Below are 19,404 nucleotides of genomic sequence, written 5' to 3'. Positions count from 1 at the left end.
AGCCCATGAATAAGCGTGCATTGTTACTGGTAGATTTGCAGAATGATTTCTGCGCGGGCGGCGCGCTGGCCGTGCCGGAAGGCGACAGCACCATCGACGTGGCTAACGCGATGATCGATTACGCGAAGGCCCGTGGCGAGCTGATTATCGCCTCCCAGGACTGGCATCCGGCGAACCACGGCAGCTTTGCCAGCGTGCAGGCCACCGAGCCGTATACGCAGGGCGAACTGGACGGCTATCCCCAGACCTGGTGGCCGGATCACTGTATCCAGAACGGCGATGGCGCGGCCCTGCATCCGCTGCTTAAGGCGGAAAGCATCGATGCAATCTTTCACAAGGGTGAAAACCCTGCCATCGACAGCTACAGCGCCTTCTTTGATAACGGCCGCCGTCAGAAAACGGGCCTTGATGCCTGGCTGCGCGAGCGCGACGTTTCAACGCTGGTTGTGCTTGGCCTCGCCACCGACTACTGCGTTAAATTCACGGTGCTGGACGCGCTCGACCTCGGCTACGAGGTAACGGTCATCACCGATGGCTGCCGTGGCGTCAACATCTCCCCGCAGGACAGCCTGCTCGCCTTCCAGGATATGTCCGCCGCGGGCGCGGCGCTGATGACCCTCTCTGATTTCTTCTGCCAGTAAATTATGGGCGCAGCCCGCGCCCGGTTACTTTTCGACGCCGCTCTCATTTTTAACTTTCTTTCCTCGCGCTTGAATGAGAGCGCTCTCATAATCATCTTGCTTACTTATTCAGCGCCTTAGCTGATTTTCACCTGCTCGTTGTGGATCCACGATGTGAGCAGGTTTTCCAGTATTGTCCGTCAAAGAGGAACCGCTATGAAATTCACGCGCAAGCTGCTGCCGCTGCTGGCAGTCATGCAGCTCGTCTGGGCCAGTGCGGCCCAGGCAGAAAACTATCTTTCCGTCGGCTACTTCAACGGCGGCGGCGACGTTACCGCCGGTCCCGGCGGCGATATCGACAAGCTTGATGTCCGCCAGATAACCCACCTCAATTATTCGTTTGGCCTGATCTACAACGATGAAAAAGGCGAAACCAACGCCGCCCTGAAGGATGCCGCGAAGCTGCACCAGATCTGGCTGTCGCCAAAAGTGATGTCCGATCTGCAAAAGGTTCCGCAGCTGCGTAAACAGAACCCGCAGCTGAAGGTGCTGCTGTCGGTCGGCGGCTGGGGCGCCCGGGGCTTCTCCGGTGCGGCCGCCACGCCTGAAAGCCGCGCGGTGTTCATCAGGTCCGCGCAGGACGTCATTAAGCAATATGGCCTGGACGGCATCGACCTGGACTGGGAGTACCCGATTAACGGCGCATGGGGGCTGGTGGACGCCACCAAAGCCGACCGCGACAACTTCACCGCCCTGCTCAACGAGCTGCGCCAGGCTTTGGGCAAAGAGAAACTGCTGACCATCGCCGTTGGGGCCAACGTGCAGAGTCCAAAAGAGTGGGTCGACGTGAAGGCCATTGCGCCCGCGCTGGACTACATCAACCTGATGACCTACGACATGGCGTACGGCACGCAGTACTTCAACTCGAACCTGTACGATTCGAAAGCCTGGCCGACCGTCGCCGCTGCGGATAAATACAGCGCCGACTTCGTGGTGAACAACTATCTGGCCGCTGGCCTGAAGCCTTCGCAGATGAACCTGGGGATTGGCTTCTATGGCCGCGTCCCAAAACGAGCCACGGAGCCTGGCATTGACTGGGACAAGGCGGATGCCGCCAAACATCCGGTTACCCAGCCTTACTTCGGCGCGCCAGAAAGGGCCGTCTTCTCTTCATTCGGGTTAGATCTCACCAAAGACAGCTACTTTAAGTACAACGACATCGTCAGCAAACTGCTCAACGATCCGCAGAAGCGCTTTACCGAGCGCTGGGATGACGATGCAAAAGTGCCTTACCTGACGATGAAGTCTGCCGACGGCAAAGATCTGTTTGCCATCTCCTATGAGAATCCAAAATCGGTGGCGATTAAAGGCGAGTACATCAAGAGTAAAGGTTTAGGCGGCGCGATGTTCTGGGAGTATGGCGCGGACGATAACAACCAGCTGGCGAAGCAGCTTGCGGAAACGCTGGGGATTAAGACAAAACACTGACCGTCACACTAAACCCTCTCCGCTGCGGGAGAGGGTTTAAACGCTTGGTCGATTCATCCACCGATAAAACGCTACAGCTTTACCGTCACAATTGGCGCAGGCTCAATGCCGAAATCCGCCTTAAGTTGCTGCTTGCTCTTCATCACGATATTGCCGTCGGTGCCGATGGTCATATGCTGCGGATCGCTGTTATGGCGGGTCTGCCACATCATCACCAGCTGCATGCTGTTCTCTTTCTGTTCCGGCGTCAGCGCCACGCCGTCCGGCCATTTGCCCGTCTCAACGGCGGTCATCAGCCGCTGATAAACTTCCGGGGTCATCGAGGCCAACATTTCGTCCAGATTCATCATGATTTACGCTTCCTGTGGAATAATTTGCTGAATCGATTCTTCACCCTTCAGTCTGCTCGCCGTTTTCCTCGTCGGTGAAGCTCAGCGAGGCGGAATTGACGCAGTAGCGCTCGCCCGTAGGCTGCGGACCGTCCGGGAAAACGTGCCCCAGGTGCGCTTCACAGTTTCCACAGCGAATTTCGACCCGCTCCATGCCGTGGGAAAAGTCTTTGATATAGGTGATAGCCGTCTCGCTGACCGGCTCGTAGAAGCTGGGCCAGCCGCAGCCCGAGTCGTATTTCGAGTCGGACATAAACAGCGGCGCGTCGCAGACCAGGCAGTGGTAAACGCCTTCCCGCTTGTTGTGCAGCAGCCGCCCGGAAAATGGCGGCTCGGTGCCATGTTTCTGGGTGACGTAAAACTGCATCTCGTTGAGATTTTTCTTCGCTGAATCAGGGGGTAATTGGTTAGCCATGGGCGTAGGTCTCATGCGGTTGCAACTGTTACAGATAACAGTATGATTCTAACAAAAAATTAACAACGCCGCGCGGCTTTTTGATCTAAACTTAGCCCTGAATTTCTGGCCCGGCATCATATGTGATCGCAGTCACATTTTTGTATCTGATGCCCTTTAAAATGTCCTAAACCGCCCCCATGTGCTTAGAAGCTCAAAGGGAAACGTGAAGCGGTTTTATCGTACAATTGCTGCTCCGATGATTGATTTGTCGCAATGATTGACACGATTCCGCTTGACGCTGCGTAAGGTTTTTGTAATTTTACAGCCAACCTTTTATTCACTAACAAATAGCTGGTGGAATATATGACTATCAAAGTAGGTATCAACGGTTTTGGCCGTATCGGCCGTATTGTTTTCCGTGCTGCTCAGGAACGTTCTGACATCGAAATCGTTGCAATCAACGACCTGTTAGACGCAGACTACATGGCTTACATGCTGAAGTACGACTCCACTCACGGTCGTTTCAACGGTACTGTAGAAGTGAAAGACGGCCACCTGGTTGTTAACGGCAAAACTATCCGTGTTACCGCAGAACGTGACCCGGCTAACCTGAAGTGGAACGAAGTCAACGTTGACGTTGTTGCAGAAGCAACTGGTCTGTTCCTGACTGACGAAACCGCTCGTAAGCACATCACTGCTGGCGCTAAGAAAGTTGTTCTGACTGGTCCTTCTAAAGACAAAACGCCAATGTTCGTTAAAGGCGCTAACTTCGATAAATACGAAGGTCAGGACATCGTTTCTAACGCATCTTGCACCACTAACTGCCTGGCTCCACTGGCTAAAGTTATCAACGACAACTTCGGTATCGTTGAAGGTCTGATGACTACCGTTCACGCTACCACCGCAACTCAGAAAACTGTTGATGGCCCGTCTCACAAAGACTGGCGCGGCGGCCGCGGCGCAGCTCAGAACATCATTCCTTCTTCTACCGGTGCTGCTAAAGCTGTAGGCGTTGTTCTGCCAGAGCTGAACGGCAAAATCACTGGTATGGCGTTCCGCGTTCCAACTCCAAACGTGTCTGTTGTTGACCTGACCGTTCGTCTGGAAAAAGCAGCGTCTTACGAAGAAATCAAGAAAGCAATCAAAGCGGCTTCTGAAGGCCCAATGAAAGGCGTTCTGGGTTACACCGAAGACGACGTTGTTTCTACTGACTTCAACGGCGAAATCTGCACTTCCGTGTTCGATGCTAAAGCTGGTATCGCACTGAACGACAACTTCGTGAAACTGGTTTCCTGGTACGACAACGAAACTGGCTACTCAAACAAAGTACTGGACCTGATTGCCCACATCTCTAAATAAGTTGAGATGAGCAGTTGATTCCATAAGGGCGACCATCACGGTCGCCTTTTTTTTCGCTTTCGATATATAGGTTGAGTCAATGATTACTAAAATTTTTGCCCTTCCGGTTATTGAACAGATCGCTCCGGTTCTCTCACTTCGCAAGCAGGACGAGCTGGACGTGATTGTTGTCGACCATCCGCAGGTTCGCGCATCCGTGGCTTTACAGGGGGCGCACCTGCTCTCCTGGCAGCCAGCGGGTGAGGAAGAAGTACTGTGGCTGAGCGACATCACGCCGTTTAAACACGGCAAGGCCCTGCGCGGCGGCGTGCCGATTTGCTGGCCGTGGTTTGGCCCGGCAGAACAGAAAGATCTGCCCGCGCACGGTTTCGCCCGCAATCTGCCGTGGACGCTGAGCGCCCATAACGAAGATGAAAACGGCGTGTCGCTGACCTTCGAGCTGCAAAGCAGCGAAGAGAGCCGCAAACTGTGGCCGCACGACTTCACGCTGTATGCCCGTTTCAGACTCGGTAAAACCTGCGAAATGGAGCTGGAAGCACACGGTGAGTTCGAAACAACCGCAGCCCTGCACACCTATTTCACCGTCGGTGATATCAGCGCGGTTAAGGTCAGCGGCCTCGGCAAGCCCTACATCGATAAAGTGCTGGACGGCGCGAAAGGCGAACTGGCCGACGGCGTGCAGACCTTCCCGGACCGCACCGACCGCCTCTACCTTGAGGCAGACGACTGCAGCGTGATCCACGACGCCAGCCTGAAACGCACCATCGACGTTGTGCACCATCATCAGAGCAACGTGGTGGGCTGGAACCCGGGCCCTGCGCTGTCCGTTTCCATGGGCGATATGCCGGATGACGGCTACAAAACTTTTGTCTGCGTTGAAACCGCATGCGTGACAACGTCACAAAAGGCCACCGCTGACAAACCTTCTCGCCTGGCGGCTACGCTGCGCGTCGCGAAAAAGAGCTAGACCATATCTAAAGGCGTTTTGCGGCCCGGCGCCGGGAACGCCTTTTCCATCACCGCCAGTTCATCCTCGCTTAGCTCAACCGCCAGCGCCGCGGCATTCTCCCGCACGTGTTCGGTGCTTCCCGCTTTGGGGATTGCCATCACGCCCTCGTGGCTGATTACCCAGGCTAACAGAAGCTGCGCCATTGTGACGCCCTTCTCCGCCGCCAGCTCGTTGAGCCGGGGATGATTAAACAACCCGTTACGCAGGCGGCCGGCCTGAGCCAGCGGGCAATAGGCCATTACCGGGATTGCGTGCTGCTGACACCACGGCAGTAAATCATGCTCGATACCGCGTGAAGCCAGATGATAGAGCACCTGATTAGTCGCGCACTCACCCCCGCCCTCAATGCTCAGTAATTCCTGCATATCGTCGGCGTCCAGATTTGACACGCCCCAGCGGCGGATTTTTCCCTGTTGCTTCAGGGTTTCCATCACGGCAACGGTTTCTTCCAGCGGGATCTCGCCGCGCCAGTGGAGAAGATAGAGATCGAGATAGTCGGTCTTCAGGCGTTTAAGGCTCGCCTCGCAGGCCGCAGCAGCCCGCTGCCCGCCCGCGTTCCAGGGATACACTTTTGAAACCAGAAAGACGTCGTCGCGGCGTCCGGCCATAGCCTCACCAACAACCAGCTCCGCGCCGCCGTCGGCATACATTTCCGCCGTGTCGATCAGCCGCAGGCCCAGATCGATGCCCATTTGCAGTGCACGGACTTCATCCGCACGTTTCGCCGGATCAACACCCATATACCACGTGCCCTGTCCGATAGCGGGTAGTGCCTGAGCGTGTGAGAATTGAATTTGCTTTGTCATGACGCCTCCTTATTCGGTTGCACCACCATAATGCAAACGGGGCGCAAGCGCCCCGTGATAATGCACAGATTGCACCATCAGAAACTGTAGGTAATCCCGGTGAGGAGCACCCCGGTCCACTGCTTCTCGATCATCGGGCTGTCCGTGACCTCATCGGCCAGGCGGATGTAGCGGCCCATCCCGAAGACGTTCCAGCTGTCCGTCAGCTTATAGTTCACGGAAAGCTCCACGTATGGCGACCAGCTGTCGTCCGGATCGTACGAACGCAGTCCGCTGCGGCTGGACTCTTTCTTGCTGATGCCATAGTAGTATTCGTTCTGGTTTTCGCTGCTCCACTGCACGCCGATGCCCGGCGTAAGAGTCAGACGGTCGGTGTTATAACGGTACAGCCACGCCATATCCCAGTTGATACCGTTACTGTTACCCAGCATGTCGCCTGCCAGCACGGTGCGCAGGAAACCATAATCGGTGTTGTGGACGTAGGAGAGCCCGCCCATCATCGTCGATTTACGGCTGTCGAGCGAGCGCATGCTACTGTAGTTGCTGTCTTTCGGTTTGAAGTGCAGTGAATCGTAGTAAACGATCGCTGCGAGCTTGTCGACCTTATCGTTCCACAGGTAATAACCGGCGTTAAAGCCGCGCAGGAAGAAGTCTTCCCCTTCATAACCAATCATTGGCACCGGATATACCCGGTCCTGATCGCCTTTATAAGGATTCGGGGTCACCAGCACTGCTGCGCCTAACGACCACGGGCCTTCGGCATGGGCTGCCGTAAAAGATGAGGCGACAAAAGCCCCTATTGCCAGAATTTTGAATTTGCTCACAATCCATTAAGTCCTTTAATCAAATAATCAGCGCTGGCAGTGTAACCGCCTCCGCCGCGTATCCCAAATATTTTACCGATCATTGTTAGCATTCAAACAACATACCATCACGGATGAACATGACGACTGGCTGTCAGTTTTGTGACGCCCGTATGAAAGCGCTTACTCTCTGCGCAGATATATTAGGATGAGTTATTGATATGTCATTGAAATTGGCCCGCGGCCGTATGCAAGTTTTGCAAATGCCATCTACGCTTTATTTTAAGAAGGTGAATTCCTCTGACGACAGTCCCACCAGCACCACGACAGAGAAGTTGGCATAAGGGTTGCTGTACTCAGAATACGTCTTCCGGGAGCCCCCATTACTATTACCTTCGGCTCTCTAACCTGTGCTAAAAACGAAAGGACGGCATGCCATGAATATATTCGATCACTATCGCCAGCGTTATGAAGCTGCCAAGGACGAAGAGTTCACACTGCAGGAATTTCTTGCCATCTGTAAGCAAGATCGCAGTGCCTATGCCAACGCGGCAGAAAGGCTATTGATGGCCATCGGTGAGCCAGTGATGGTGGACACTGCCACGGAGCCACGGCTATCCCGTCTCTTTTCGAACCGGGTTATCTCCCGCTACCCGGCCTTTGAAGAGTTCTATGGCATGGAAGAAGCCATTGAACAGATCGTTGCTTACCTGAAACACGCCGCCCAGGGTCTGGAAGAGAAGAAACAGATCCTCTATTTGCTGGGGCCGGTGGGTGGCGGTAAGTCTTCTCTTGCCGAACGCCTGAAAGCGCTGATGCAGCGGGTGCCTATTTATACTCTGAGCGCCAACGGCGAGCGCAGCCCGGTGAATGACCACCCGCTGTGCCTGTTTAATCCTCAGGAAGATGCGTCGATACTTGAAAAAGAGTACGGCGTGCCTAACCGCTACCTCGGCACCATTATGTCGCCGTGGGCGGCAAAACGTTTGCAGGAGTTCGGCGGGGATATCACTAAATTCCGCGTGGTAAAAGTCTGGCCGTCAATTCTGGCGCAGATTGCCATTGCCAAAACCGAACCGGGTGACGAGAACAACCAGGATATCTCGGCGCTGGTCGGTAAGGTGGATATCCGTAAGCTGGAAAACCACGCGCAGAACGACCCGGATGCCTACGGCTACTCCGGCGCGCTGTGCCGGGCGAACCAGGGCATCATGGAATTCGTCGAGATGTTCAAAGCGCCGATTAAAGTGCTCCACCCGCTGCTGACCGCAACCCAGGAGGGGAACTACAACGGCACCGAGGGGATCTCTGCCCTGCCGTTCAACGGCATTATCCTTGCGCACTCCAACGAATCAGAGTGGGTGACCTTCCGAAATAACAAAAACAATGAGGCGTTCCTTGACCGCGTATACATCGTCAAAGTGCCTTATTGCCTGCGCATCTCCGAAGAGATCAAAATCTACGAGAAGCTGCTTAATCACAGCGAGCTGTCCCACGCGCCCTGCGCCCCGGGCACGCTGGAAACCCTGTCGCGCTTCTCCATTCTGTCGCGTCTGAAAGAGCCGGAAAACTCCAGCATCTACTCCAAAATGCGGGTGTACGACGGTGAAAGCCTGAAGGATACCGATCCGAAAGCGAAATCCTACCAGGAGTATCGCGATTACGCCGGTGTGGACGAAGGGATGAACGGGCTGTCGACGCGCTTCGCGTTTAAAATACTTTCCCGCGTGTTCAACTTTGACCATGTGGAAGTGGCGGCTAACCCGGTACACCTGTTCTACGTTCTGGAACAGCAGATTGAGCGCGAGCAGTTCCCGCAGGATATCGCCGAGAAGTATCTTGAACACCTGAAAGGCTATCTGATCCCGAAATACGCCGAATTTATCGGCAAAGAGATCCAGACGGCGTACCTGGAATCCTACTCAGAGTATGGGCAAAACATCTTCGACCGTTATGTGACCTATGCTGACTTCTGGATCCAGGATCAGGAGTACCGCGACCCGGATACCGGCCAGCTGTTTGACCGTGAATCCCTGAATGCGGAACTGGAAAAAATTGAAAAACCAGCCGGCATCAGCAACCCGAAAGATTTCCGTAATGAAATCGTTAACTTCGTGCTGCGCGCCCGCGCCCACAATAATGGTCGTAACCCTAACTGGACCAGCTACGAGAAGCTGCGCACGGTCATCGAGAAGAAAATGTTCTCGAATACCGAAGAGCTGCTGCCCGTTATCTCGTTCAACGCCAAAACCTCGACCGACGAGCAGAAGAAACACGATGACTTTGTCGATCGTATGATGGAGAAAGGCTACACCCGTAAACAGGTCCGTCTGCTGTGCGAATGGTATCTGCGGGTGCGCAAATCTTCATAAACGTCTTAAGTCACCACCGGGTGCCACAGCCGTGGCACCCCTGCGCAGTTGGCAAAGAAGTTTGGGGGAACTATGGCCTATTTTATTGACAGGCGACTGAACGGCAAAAACAAGAGCGCGGTGAACCGCCAGCGCTTCCTGCGCCGTTACAAAGCGCAAATCAAACAGTCGATCTCCGGGGCCATCAACAAGCGTTCGGTCACCGACGTCGACAGCGGCGAATCTGTTTCCATCCCCAGTGAAGATATCAGCGAACCGATGTTTCACCAGGGACGAGGCGGACTGCGCCATCGCGTCCATCCCGGCAACGATCACTTCGTGCAGAATGACCGCATCGAACGCCCGCAGGGCGGCGGTGGCGGAGGCGGCGCCGGACAGGGGCAGGCAAGCCAGGACGGTGAAGGCCAGGACGAATTTGTTTTCCAGATCTCGAAAGATGAATACCTCGACCTGCTGTTTGAGGATCTCGCCCTGCCCAACCTGAAGAAAAATCAGCACCGGCAGCTCAACGAGTTCAAAACGCACCGTGCCGGGTACACGTCCAACGGCGTGCCGGCTAATATCGCCGTGGTGCGCTCGCTGCAAAACTCACTGGCGCGGCGTACGGCAATGACGGCTGGCAAGCGTCGGGCGCTGCATGAGCTTGAAGACAGCCTGGAAATCGTCAGCAAAAGCGAACCCGCACAGCTTCTGGAGGAAGAACGGCTGCGCAAGGAGATCGCCGAGCTGCGCGATAAAATCAAGCGCGTGCCGTTTATCGACACTTTCGATCTGCGTTATAAAAACTACGAAAAGCGTGCCGAGCCGTCGAGCCAGGCCGTAATGTTCTGCCTGATGGACGTCTCCGGCTCCATGGACCAGGCGACGAAGGACATGGCGAAGCGTTTTTACATCCTGCTTTATCTGTTCCTTAGCCGGACCTATAAAAACGTCGAGGTGGTCTATATCCGCCACCACACCCAGGCAAAAGAAGTGGACGAGCACGAGTTCTTCTATTCGCAGGAAACCGGCGGCACCATCGTGTCGAGCGCCCTGAAGCTGATGGATGAAGTCGTGAAAGAGAGGTATGACCCGGCGCAGTGGAACATCTACGCCGCCCAGGCTTCGGACGGCGATAACTGGGCCGATGACTCCCCGCTGTGCCATGAGATCCTGGCGAAGAAACTGCTGCCGGTGGTGCGTTATTACAGCTATATCGAAATAACCCGTCGCGCGCACCAGACGCTATGGCGCGAGTACGAGAACCTGCAGTCAACGTTCGATAACTTCGCCATGCAGCACATCCGCGATCAGGACGATATTTATCCTGTGTTCCGGGAGCTGTTTCAGAAGCAAACTTCAGATTCCCATAATTAACTCAATCAAATCAGCCAGCGGATACCCTTTCGCTGGCCGATTTTTTCTCACGCCTTTCTCATCGACTGACGATACTGCAGCGCAAGCATAGCCTCGCTAAACGTACTCTTGTACTGCACTTCCTGCTTCATAAAATCGAACGAAATAAGCAGCAGGCCGATAATAAACGGCGTCTCATAAAGCTCTTCCGTCAGATCCTGATACTTTTCGCTGTGCAGGAACAACGGCGCCAGCAGGCGGTGATGCTCGACCGTGTCCGCTAATAAAAAGGTTGCGACCACCAGCAGGCAGGTCCAGACGGGGATGCTGAGCTTATTCAGCCGCAGCCCAATCTCTTTTCGCAGCTGCTTTGACAGGATGACGGAGAGCAACAGAGCGCCAATCAGCACCACCGAAATGCTTCTGAAAACGAAATGCGGCAGATGAGGAAAGTAATCGCGTCCCCAGCTGGTGCTGCGCCCAAGCAGGACGACCCACCACAGGGCGGACCACAGCCAGAATTTTTTGGAGCCTTCCGGCAGCTCAAACGGCTTCATATAGCTGAAGGTGATGACCGCCCCCAGCAGCAGCAGAACGGCCTGCGAATTCTCAATCCAGGTAACCGTGCGGCCATGCAGCAGGGGAATATGCACATTTGCGGCAAAAGGGATTATGCAGGCGAACAGCGCCAGCAATGCGGTCGCAGGTGTAAGCGTGGTGTTTATTTTCATAATAATCGATGCCCGTTAATAAATACGAGGCAAGTATGGAATAAAGATTAAGATAACATTAAGCCATAAGTGTTTTGCCTCACTGTCATCCTGTTATTAGTGCGATAATTTTATTTAAATATAAATATTGAGAAAACCAAAACCGTTGCAAGCCTATAATTGTTTAAATTTAAATTGCAAAAACCTCTCATTAACATTCACACACAGAACCTAACAGTAATATTTAGTTCAGCCATTAGAATCATCTGCGGAATTAACCACATCAAAAAGGAAATATCATGATCAAGAAGTCTATTATTCTGGCAGCCGTTCTGGCAGCAGTTACCACCTCCGCTTTTGCTGCCGAAACCGCGCCTCAGCGCACCAACCCTTGCGAAGGCAAAGCGGCTGGCGAGAAAGTGACGGTCACGAATAAAGATGGCAAAGAGGCCACGATTACCTGTCTCGATATTCATAAAAAAGACAAGTAAGAATTCCGGTAAGGGCTTAAATAGCCCTACCTTATTATTAAATAAATCTCTCCTGCCCATGCCACATCTGGCAAACCAGTAATACCTCCCCTGTGCTAGACTACCTCGTCGCTCATTAAGCCATCACTCAGAGTTCTGTTACCATGATGTTAAAGCATAAGGTTGTCCGCGGGCTCATCTCGCTCGGCGTGGTTGCTTTCACCTCGACGTTTTTTGTCTACGAGCTTATGAACAGCTACCGCTCGATGAATGCCTATATGTACTACATCGTGGAAAAGGCCGAATCGGCGCTGCTGGCTGATAAATACCAGAATCAGAATATAGCGAGCTACCTGACACGCCGTTTTAACACGCCTACGCCGCCGCTGTCGTCTTACCAGCAGCGGCAGATCTGCGCGCAGATGGAATACAGTGGCCTGGTCAGGGGGATCAACCTTAATCACCGGCACTCCCCGCTGCTGTCAGGCACCTTCCAGACGCTGGCGAATGACTGTCACGGTTGGGCGCAGGATATTCCCCAGCTCACCGCCTTTGATAAGGCCAACCTGCCGGATGAGACCGACGCCAGTGAAAAGCAGGCACGCGCTAAGAACCGGCACATCACCTATTATGTCGATCTGCAAAATAAATATATTTATACCTCTTCGTTTATCAGCACCGACGCCTTCACTCTCACGCCGCGCGACTTTCTGAAATACGGCAGGCTTAACGTTGACACAACGGTATTAAATGGCTTTATGTCCAGCAGCAAGGCCGTGCCGAAGATTTATCACGACACGTTTCGCAATAAAAATATCATGAGCATTATGTCGCCGGTGTACGTGGCCGGGAAATTAAAAGGTATTGTTGTTTCTGACTATAGCCTGAATAATCTACAGGATATTTTCTATCCCTACGACCGCCCGCTGGTTTCCCGCAATCTGGATATTAAAATTAAGGATACCCACAGCCAGCGGCAGATAAACGTCCTCAGCAGTAAAAAATCTATTTTCAACTATGTTACCCATACGCATAACTTTGCAAAGGGCATGCAGGTAAGGCTTTCTCTGGACGTGCGGTATTTCCTTCTTTCGTCCTGGAAAATCATTCTGTTTTATCTTCTTTCTACGGCGGCCCTGCTGCAATTAGTACGGCTGCACTTCCGGCATTATCATCACGTGAGCCGGGAGAATATCAGCGACACAATGACGGGCCTATATAACCGTAAAATATTGACCCAAAGCCTGGAGTCCCGTCTTCAGCGGGCCATTGCGGCCGATAACCCGGTCACTTTTATTGCGCTGGACTGCGATAAGCTAAAAATGCTTAACGATACATGGGGACACGATGAAGGCGATCGGGCGATCGTTACCCTCGCCCAGGCGATCAAAAACTCCGTGCGCGGAAGTGACTACCCGGTTCGTCTGGGTGGGGATGAATTTATGCTGATTCTGGTGAATTACCCTTTCGAAGAGACGCCAAAATTAATTCAGCGCATCGAGCATAACGTCAGCCAGCTCGACGGTACGGGCCGCATTCACTTTTCCTGGGGAGCGGCTGCCATGCGCCCAGACGACACCCTGAAGGATATGTATAAGGCTGCGGATAAACAGCTTTATATCAATAAGCAGCAAAAACAGGCATAACCACCATCAGCGCGCCCGCGCGCCAATGATGATTATGTTACTGGGGCTATTTAGGTACGCGAAGTACCTGCCCCGGATAGATTTTATCCGGGCTTTTCAGCATCGGCTTATTAGCTTCAAAAATCTTGTTGTACTGATTCGCATCGCCGTAAACCTGCTTTGAAATAGCGCTCAGCGTATCGCCTGATTTCACGGTGTAGTACTGGCTTTCTTCTGCCGCATCCTGCACCTTGACGTTATCTTCAACGCCTGCAATTCCCTCGACGTTGCCGACGGCAATCAGGATCTTCTCTTTTGCTTCCTGACTTAACCCTTCGCCGGTGACCACCGCCTTGCCGTCTTCTACCTTAACGTCAACTTTGTCGGCGTCCTGCAGCCCTGTTTTCTTCAGGTGCTCTTTGAGAAGTTCGTTTTGATCCGCGGCGTGCGCCGTACCGGTGACCGCGTGGAGTATCTTTTCACCTGCTTCCTTCACGAAACTGATTAAACCCATACATCCTCCAGTTCTGGTTGAAATACAGAATAGCGAAAACTTACGGGGTTAAGTTTAGCAGAGGCCCGAGCGGGCCGAGGAGAATGCCCGTTAAGAATCGTTTCCACTCAGGGGAGTTACCAGCGATAGCGCTCGAGCAGCAGTACCGATGCCACCAGCGCGCTAATCATCGCGATAAAAGCACCGGTAATATAGAGCACCTCGTAAAACAGCGGATCGTTCATCTCACTCTCCCACGTCAGGCCTGATTAGTCGGGCCGCTGGAGCAAGTAATAACAGCCCTCTGTTGCATATTTATGATGCAGGCCGCCGCCCGGCTCGGGCATTCGGACACTTGCACAAAAAAATGCGGCGCGGTGAAAAAGCGAAGCGAAATTAAAGCGCGGCAGGTAGAGTGTTTATTAACAATAAAAAAACCACCTCCCCTTTGTTTTGCAAGGAATCGCTATGATCTTCGACTCGACGTTGCTTATTTTACTTGGCCTCGCGGCCCTGGGATTTGCCAGCCATAACACTACCGTGGCGGTTTCCATACTGGTGCTGATCATCGTGCGGGTCACGCCGCTCAGCCAGTTCTTCCCGTGGATTGAAAAACAGGGCCTTACCGTCGGGATAATTATTCTCACCATTGGCGTGATGGCCCCCATCGCCAGCGGCACCCTCCCCGCCAGCACGCTGCTGCACTCGTTTACCAACTGGAAGTCGGTGGTCGCCATTATCGTCGGCGTTGCCGTCTCCTGGCTCGGCGGCCGGGGCGTTACGCTGATGAGCAGCCAGCCAACGCTGGTGGCGGGCCTGCTGGTCGGCACCGTGCTGGGCGTGGCGCTGTTCCGTGGCGTGCCCGTTGGCCCGCTGATTGCCGCAGGTCTGGTCTCGCTGGTGATTGGTAAGCAGTAGCCCAGGCTCAACGCTTCTGAAAAGCAGCCGCGTTAAAACTTTTACTTATGGATTGTGAAATAGTCACGCTAACAAACTGTTTTTAAATAAAAATTTTTGACTGTATTTTGTGATGCGGTCTGAATTTTTGAGAAACGACAGGAAAGTTTGCCTCCCCCTGAGCCGATAACACTGGCAACCACAAGGAGAGGCAAATGAAATCACTGACCCATAATTTAGTGTTATTGATCTGCTGTTCGGTGCTGATGTCGGCGCTGATCACCGCTATTTCACTTTACGGCAGCCACCAGAGCGCGCAGAAAACGGCGAGCGGCATGCTGGCCAAAGATCTGATATCCGATATCCATCCCGCCCCGGTCTATCTGATTGAGATGCGGCTGGTGCTCTCCCGCGTGGTGGAAGGGACGCTGACGGTCGACCAGGCCGACCGGGAGATCCAGCGGCTCAGCAAGCTCTGGCATCACCGCATCGACTACTGGAAAAGCGTCCTGCCGCCGGAGCTGCAGCAAAAACTGCTGGGCGCCCAGTACACGGCGGGCCTTGCGATGATTAAAGATGCCAACGGCCTTATTGAGCTGATCCGCAGCGGCGCGCCGACCCCTCTATTTGAACGCCTTAAAGCGGCTGATAAACATTTCTTCGCCCACGAGAAAGGTATCGTGACATTCGTGAAGGACTCCGCAAGCTACGCCAACAGCGCCGTCGATGCCGCGCAGAGCAGCACCCGCGCCTCCGAGCGCTGGCAGCTGGTCGGCTCCGGCCTCGCCGTTCTGCTCCTGCTGCTTATCGGCTACTGGGTGCACCGCAGCATCTTCCGTTCGCTGGGCGCAGAGCCCGCTCAGGTTGCCGAAATAGCCAATGCCGTAGCCAGGGGTGACCTGACCCGCCGCGTGCCGGTGAAGCCTGGAGATACGCAAAGCGTAATGGCGGCGATGAAAACCATGTGCGACGAACTCGTCATGATCATTAACATCGTCCACAGCACCAGCAACAGCATCTCTGACAGCTCCGGCGAAATCGCCAGCGGCAATATGGATCTCGCCTCCCGCACCGAGGAGCAGGCCAGCGCCCTGGAGCAAACCGCATCGTCTATGGAGCAGATGACCGCCACCGTAAAACAAAACGCCGAAAACGCCCAGGCCGCGAGCCAGATAGCGGCGACGGCATCGCGCAGCGCGGAACAAGGGGGCGCCATAGTGGCCCGCGTGGTGCAGACCATGGACGACATCTCCGCTTCAGCGAGCAAAATTACCGACATCATCAGCGTCATCGACGGTATCGCCTTCCAGACCAACATCCTGGCGCTGAACGCAGCCGTTGAAGCCGCCCGCGCGGGCGACCAGGGCCGGGGCTTTGCCGTCGTGGCCGGGGAAGTGCGCAGCCTCGCGCAGCGCAGCGCCGGAGCGGCAAAAGAGATCAAGGTGCTGATTGAAAACTCGCTAACTCAGGTGTCGCAGGGCAGCGCGCTGGTTAACGAAGCGGGTAAAACTATCAACGTCGCCGTGATGGACGTGAAGCGCGTCGCGGCGTTAATGGCGGAAATCACCCACGCCAGCGACGAACAAAGCAGCGGCATCGCGCAGGTCAGCACGGCGATAAGCCAGATGGATGTCACCACCCAGCAAAACGCCGCCATGGTGAACTAGGCTGCGGCAGCGGCAGAGTCGCTGCTTGACCAGACGCGCGGCCTGAAGGATGTGGTGTCGCAGTTCCGCCTCGGCGCCGTCGTTTAAGCGTTCAGCGACGCCAGGTATCGCCCCGGCGTCGTCCCCAGCGCGTTTCTGAACATGGTAATAAAGGCGTTGGTGGACTCATACCCCAGCGCCTGCGCCACCTTCTGCACCGTTTCGCCGTCAATCAGCAGCTGCAGGGCGATAATCACCTGCAGCTGCTGACGCCAGCGGCGGAAGTTCAGCCCCGTCTCCTTCACCACCAGCCGGGCGAGGTTTCGCTCGCTCATCGCCAGCACCGACGCCCACTGCGCCAGCGTACGTCGCTCGGCGGGGTGCGCTGCCAGGCGCTCGGCTATCTGGCGGATTTTCGGATGGCGGGACATGGGCAGGCGCAGCTGCTCCACCGGCTGATGCGGCAGCTCGTCAAACAGCACCTGCACAAGGCGCTCCTGGGCTGGCGTGGCTTCATCATGGGGCTGCTGCGCAAGCCTCAGTATCAGCTCCCTGACGAGGGGAGATATTTTCAGCGTGCAGCACTGCTCCGGCATGGCAATCGCGCCGGGTTCGATAAACAGAAAGCAGATGCGGGCATTGGTCGTGGCGCGGTTGCTGTGCGGCATTGAGCCGGGGATCCACACGGCGTACTGCGTCGGCACCATCCACATCGCCTGCTCCACTTCGCAGGTGATGCCCCCGTGCAGGGCGAGGATCAGCTGGCCTTTGCGGTGCTGATGAAACGGGATCTCCTGCACGCTCTCCGCCACGCGGATACGAAACGCCTGCGCGGCCCGGACGTTACTGTCCGGGTCAAACCCTTCTAAGGCTAAGCCTCGTTCCATCACAATGTCCTATTTTAGGGATAAACTGGCATTTTACGTTGATTTAAACCTTCCCGGAAGCGTGTATCTTCATGGCTCGATTTTAAGGGATAACAACAATGACGACTTCCTCTTCGGCGAGCATCAAAAAGCACGGCCTGCTGCTGCTCGGTATTCTGATGATTGCCACCACGCTGCGCGTGACGTTTACCGGGGCGGCACCGCTCCTGGATATGGTCCGTGACGCCTTCGGACTCACTACGGCGCAGACCGGGATCCTTACCACGCTGCCCCTGCTGGCCTTCGCTATCGTCTCCCCGATGGCGGCAGGCATTGCGCGCCGCTTTGGTACGGAACGCAGCCTGTTCGGGGCCATGCTGTTCATCTGCGCCGGTATCGCCGCGCGTTCTGCGGGCAGCGCCGCATTGCTTTATGTCGGGACCGCGATGATCGGCTGCGGTATTGCGATGGGTAACGTGCTGCTCCCGAGCCTGATTAAGCGCGACTTCCCCGGCCAGGTGGCGCGCCTGACGGGTGCCTACTCGCTGACCATGGGCGTCGCCGCCGCGCTCGGTTCGGTGATGGTCGTTCCCGTTGCGCTGCACGGCTACGGCTGGCAGGGCGCGATGCTTTCGCTAATGATCTTCCCGATTATCGCCGCGCTGCTGTGGCTTCCGCAGCTGAAAAATCATGCCCCCGCCAGCCTCAGCACCAACGCGGCGCTGCATAATCGCGGCATCTGGTCTTCGCCGCTGGCCTGGCAGGTCACGATGTATCTGGGCATAAATTCGTTTATTTACTATGTGATTATCGGCTGGCTCCCTTCTATTCTTATCAGCCACGGCTATAGCGAAGCGCAGGCAGGCTCTCTGCACGGCCTGCTACAGCTGGCTACCGCCATTCCCGGCCTGTTTGTCGGCATGATCCTCAGCCGCCTGAAAGACCAGCGGGGCATCGCGGTACTGATGGCCGCGCTGTGGTGTGTCAGCGCCCTCGGGCTGTGGCTGCTGCCGGACTACGCCAGCGTGTGGGTCTGCGTAGGAGGCTTTGGCTCAGGCGCGGCGATGATCCTCGGCCTGTCGTTTATCGGCCTGCGTACGGGTTCAGCCCACCAGGCGGCAGCGCTTTCCGGCATGGCGCAGTGCGTAGGCTATCTTCTGGCCGCGTTCGGCCCGCCGCTGATGGGGAAAATTCATGATATCTCCGACAGCTGGAGCATGCCGCTGCTGGGCCTCGCCGTACTGTCGGTTGTGATGGGGATCTTCGGGGCCTGGGCCGGGCGTAACGTGGAGATTGGCGCTACACCGGCCCGCTCCAACATTTAGAATTATTCCCGCGCCGCGCGAAGTAAAGCTTCCACCAGCGGGGCTGGCCGGTCTTTTAATGCGTTTCTTTCGTGCTGAAAAAGCGTGCCGACGAAGAACGGATGATCGGTCAGCTCAACCGCGCGGATGGCGCCCTGGTTATCCCAGCCGGTAGCTTTAAGCGGCTGCTGCTCAAGTGCCTCAATGAAGAGTTCAGCAACGCCGTAGTTGCAGTGGTAGCCCTCTTCAATCTCAGTCCTGCCGTAGGCAGCCGCTATCTTTGACTCCGCTGCCAGCCTGATAGCGTCCGTTTTCTCTACCAGCGAACAGGCAAGCGGGGCTATGACCAGGCGGCCCTCTCCGTCTGTCTCCGCGTGGCCCGCATCGTCCCATCCCATTACGTTGCGCGCGTACTCGACGATGGAGTACTGGAACCCGCTGCAGGTACCCAGGAAAGGAATGCCGTTTTCACGGGCGTAGCGAATTGCCAGAAACGCGCCGTCGTCGTTCTGATACGGGCTTGCCGGAACGCACCAGATGGCGTCATAACCTACCAGATCCTCCGGGCTGTTAACTTCGGGTGTGGGTAGCCAGTCATAGTCAGCCGTTACGCCGACGGCCAGCGCGGCATTGTCTAAGGCCAGAGGAATTGCCTGATGGGCAATCACCGCCGGGTTAAAATCACCGACAAGGGCAATGCGCAGGGTGGATTTGAGCGTTGAGGCAGGCATTTTGTTGATTATCCTTATGAAAGCAGCACGGTACGACATAAGGAAGCATAGGTTAGCCGCATCTCTTTTGCGTGGCAACGCCAA

The 19,404-nt window shown here is 55.3% G+C and carries 20 protein-coding genes; 11 read left to right on the top strand and 9 right to left on the bottom strand.

Annotated elements, in window-relative coordinates; all coding sequences use genetic code 11:
* Nucleotides 1-5 precede the first annotated feature (5 nt).
* Together pncA and AAE045_RS18545 are read left to right on the top strand one after the other, a co-directional pair.
* On the top strand, nt 6-641 hold the full coding sequence (gene pncA, locus AAE045_RS18550) for a bifunctional nicotinamidase/pyrazinamidase (RefSeq protein WP_455548968.1): 636 nt from the start codon (nt 6-8) through the stop codon (nt 639-641).
* Nucleotides 642-836: 195 nt separating this feature from the next.
* Nucleotides 837-2,108 (top strand): glycoside hydrolase family 18 protein, encoded by a 1,272-nt coding sequence (locus tag AAE045_RS18545; protein WP_455548967.1) that lies wholly within the window; start codon nt 837-839, stop codon nt 2,106-2,108.
* A gap of 71 nt (nt 2,109-2,179) precedes the next feature.
* On the opposite strand, the gene AAE045_RS18540 is transcribed toward AAE045_RS18545, so the two are convergent.
* Both AAE045_RS18540 and msrB read right to left on the bottom strand, forming a co-directional pair.
* Complete coding sequence (locus AAE045_RS18540) at nt 2,180-2,455, bottom strand: YeaC family protein (RefSeq protein ID WP_455549021.1); 276 nt, start codon at nt 2,453-2,455, stop codon at nt 2,180-2,182.
* A gap of 43 nt (nt 2,456-2,498) precedes the next feature.
* Nucleotides 2,499-2,912, bottom strand: coding sequence for a peptide-methionine (R)-S-oxide reductase (gene msrB / locus AAE045_RS18535; protein ID WP_455427865.1), 414 nt, complete (start codon nt 2,910-2,912; stop codon nt 2,499-2,501).
* 345 nt (nt 2,913-3,257) lie between these two features.
* Here msrB and gapA point away from each other — a divergent pair, with 345 nt between their 5' ends.
* The gene (gene gapA / locus AAE045_RS18530; protein WP_455427864.1) at nt 3,258-4,253 is read left to right on the top strand and encodes a type I glyceraldehyde-3-phosphate dehydrogenase; all 996 of its coding nucleotides are present in this window, start codon (nt 3,258-3,260) and stop codon (nt 4,251-4,253) included.
* 79 nt (nt 4,254-4,332) lie between these two features.
* Entirely contained in the window at nt 4,333-5,220 is an 888-nt protein-coding gene (locus AAE045_RS18525; protein WP_455548966.1) for a D-hexose-6-phosphate mutarotase, read from the top strand.
* Here AAE045_RS18525 and AAE045_RS18520 read toward each other — a convergent pair.
* Nucleotides 5,217-6,068: an aldo/keto reductase gene (locus AAE045_RS18520; RefSeq protein ID WP_455548965.1), complete on the bottom strand. Its 852-nt coding sequence runs from the start codon at nt 6,066-6,068 to the stop codon at nt 5,217-5,219. The genes AAE045_RS18525 and AAE045_RS18520 overlap by 4 nt on opposite strands.
* A gap of 77 nt (nt 6,069-6,145) precedes the next feature.
* Nucleotides 6,146-6,892 (bottom strand): MipA/OmpV family protein, encoded by a 747-nt coding sequence (locus AAE045_RS18515; protein WP_455548964.1) that lies wholly within the window; start codon nt 6,890-6,892, stop codon nt 6,146-6,148.
* Nucleotides 6,893-7,308: 416 nt separating this feature from the next.
* On the opposite strand from AAE045_RS18515, the gene yeaG reads away from it, so the two are divergent.
* Both yeaG and AAE045_RS18505 read left to right on the top strand, forming a co-directional pair.
* Complete coding sequence (yeaG, locus tag AAE045_RS18510; protein ID WP_202307395.1) at nt 7,309-9,243, top strand: protein kinase YeaG; 1,935 nt, start codon at nt 7,309-7,311, stop codon at nt 9,241-9,243.
* 72 nt (nt 9,244-9,315) lie between these two features.
* The gene (locus tag AAE045_RS18505) at nt 9,316-10,599 is read left to right on the top strand and encodes a YeaH/YhbH family protein (protein WP_455548963.1); all 1,284 of its coding nucleotides are present in this window, start codon (nt 9,316-9,318) and stop codon (nt 10,597-10,599) included.
* A gap of 47 nt (nt 10,600-10,646) precedes the next feature.
* Here the strand turns inward: AAE045_RS18505 and AAE045_RS18500 are convergent, their stop codons facing one another.
* The gene (locus AAE045_RS18500; RefSeq protein WP_455548962.1) at nt 10,647-11,309 is read right to left on the bottom strand and encodes a hypothetical protein; all 663 of its coding nucleotides are present in this window, start codon (nt 11,307-11,309) and stop codon (nt 10,647-10,649) included.
* 278 nt (nt 11,310-11,587) lie between these two features.
* On the opposite strand from AAE045_RS18500, the gene AAE045_RS18495 reads away from it, so the two are divergent.
* Nucleotides 11,588-11,779: a hypothetical protein gene (locus AAE045_RS18495; protein ID WP_455548961.1), complete on the top strand. Its 192-nt coding sequence runs from the start codon at nt 11,588-11,590 to the stop codon at nt 11,777-11,779.
* A 143-nt stretch (nt 11,780-11,922) separates the two neighbouring features.
* Nucleotides 11,923-13,404, top strand: a complete 1,482-nt coding sequence (gene dgcJ / locus AAE045_RS18490) for a diguanylate cyclase DgcJ (protein ID WP_455548960.1) — start codon at nt 11,923-11,925, stop codon at nt 13,402-13,404.
* Nucleotides 13,405-13,450: 46 nt separating this feature from the next.
* On the opposite strand, the gene lysM is transcribed toward dgcJ, so the two are convergent.
* Both lysM and yoaI read right to left on the bottom strand, forming a co-directional pair.
* Entirely contained in the window at nt 13,451-13,897 is a 447-nt protein-coding gene (gene lysM / locus AAE045_RS18485; protein WP_455548959.1) for a peptidoglycan-binding protein LysM, read from the bottom strand.
* A 116-nt stretch (nt 13,898-14,013) separates the two neighbouring features.
* Complete coding sequence (gene yoaI, locus AAE045_RS18480; protein ID WP_455548958.1) at nt 14,014-14,121, bottom strand: small membrane protein YoaI; 108 nt, start codon at nt 14,119-14,121, stop codon at nt 14,014-14,016.
* A 226-nt stretch (nt 14,122-14,347) separates the two neighbouring features.
* Here yoaI and AAE045_RS18475 point away from each other — a divergent pair, with 226 nt between their 5' ends.
* Both AAE045_RS18475 and AAE045_RS18470 read left to right on the top strand, forming a co-directional pair.
* Nucleotides 14,348-14,794 carry a DUF441 domain-containing protein gene (locus AAE045_RS18475; RefSeq protein ID WP_455428258.1) on the top strand — a complete coding sequence of 149 codons (447 nt, stop codon included), beginning with the start codon at nt 14,348-14,350 and terminating at the stop codon, nt 14,792-14,794.
* A 194-nt stretch (nt 14,795-14,988) separates the two neighbouring features.
* On the top strand, nt 14,989-16,440 hold the full coding sequence (locus AAE045_RS18470; RefSeq protein WP_455548957.1) for a methyl-accepting chemotaxis protein: 1,452 nt from the start codon (nt 14,989-14,991) through the stop codon (nt 16,438-16,440).
* Between the two features lie 83 nt (nt 16,441-16,523).
* On the opposite strand, the gene AAE045_RS18465 is transcribed toward AAE045_RS18470, so the two are convergent.
* Complete coding sequence (locus AAE045_RS18465) at nt 16,524-17,306, bottom strand: helix-turn-helix domain-containing protein (protein ID WP_455548956.1); 783 nt, start codon at nt 17,304-17,306, stop codon at nt 16,524-16,526.
* Between the two features lie 98 nt (nt 17,307-17,404).
* Here AAE045_RS18465 and AAE045_RS18460 point away from each other — a divergent pair, with 98 nt between their 5' ends.
* A complete protein-coding gene (locus AAE045_RS18460) occupies nt 17,405-18,610 on the top strand; it encodes a CynX/NimT family MFS transporter (RefSeq protein WP_455548955.1) in 1,206 nt (401 codons plus the stop codon).
* Nucleotides 18,611-18,612: 2 nt separating this feature from the next.
* On the opposite strand, the gene AAE045_RS18455 is transcribed toward AAE045_RS18460, so the two are convergent.
* Nucleotides 18,613-19,320 carry a CTP synthase C-terminal region-related (seleno)protein gene (locus tag AAE045_RS18455; RefSeq protein WP_455548954.1) on the bottom strand — a complete coding sequence of 236 codons (708 nt, stop codon included), beginning with the start codon at nt 19,318-19,320 and terminating at the stop codon, nt 18,613-18,615.
* Nucleotides 19,321-19,404 lie beyond the last annotated feature (84 nt).

This window comes from Dryocola clanedunensis (assembly GCF_038405435.1).
GTDB classification, from domain to species: Bacteria; Pseudomonadota; Gammaproteobacteria; order Enterobacterales; family Enterobacteriaceae; genus Dryocola; species Dryocola clanedunensis_A.
The sequence above is the reverse complement of the archived record's forward strand: the minus strand, read 5'-3'. Positions and strand labels throughout refer to the sequence as shown.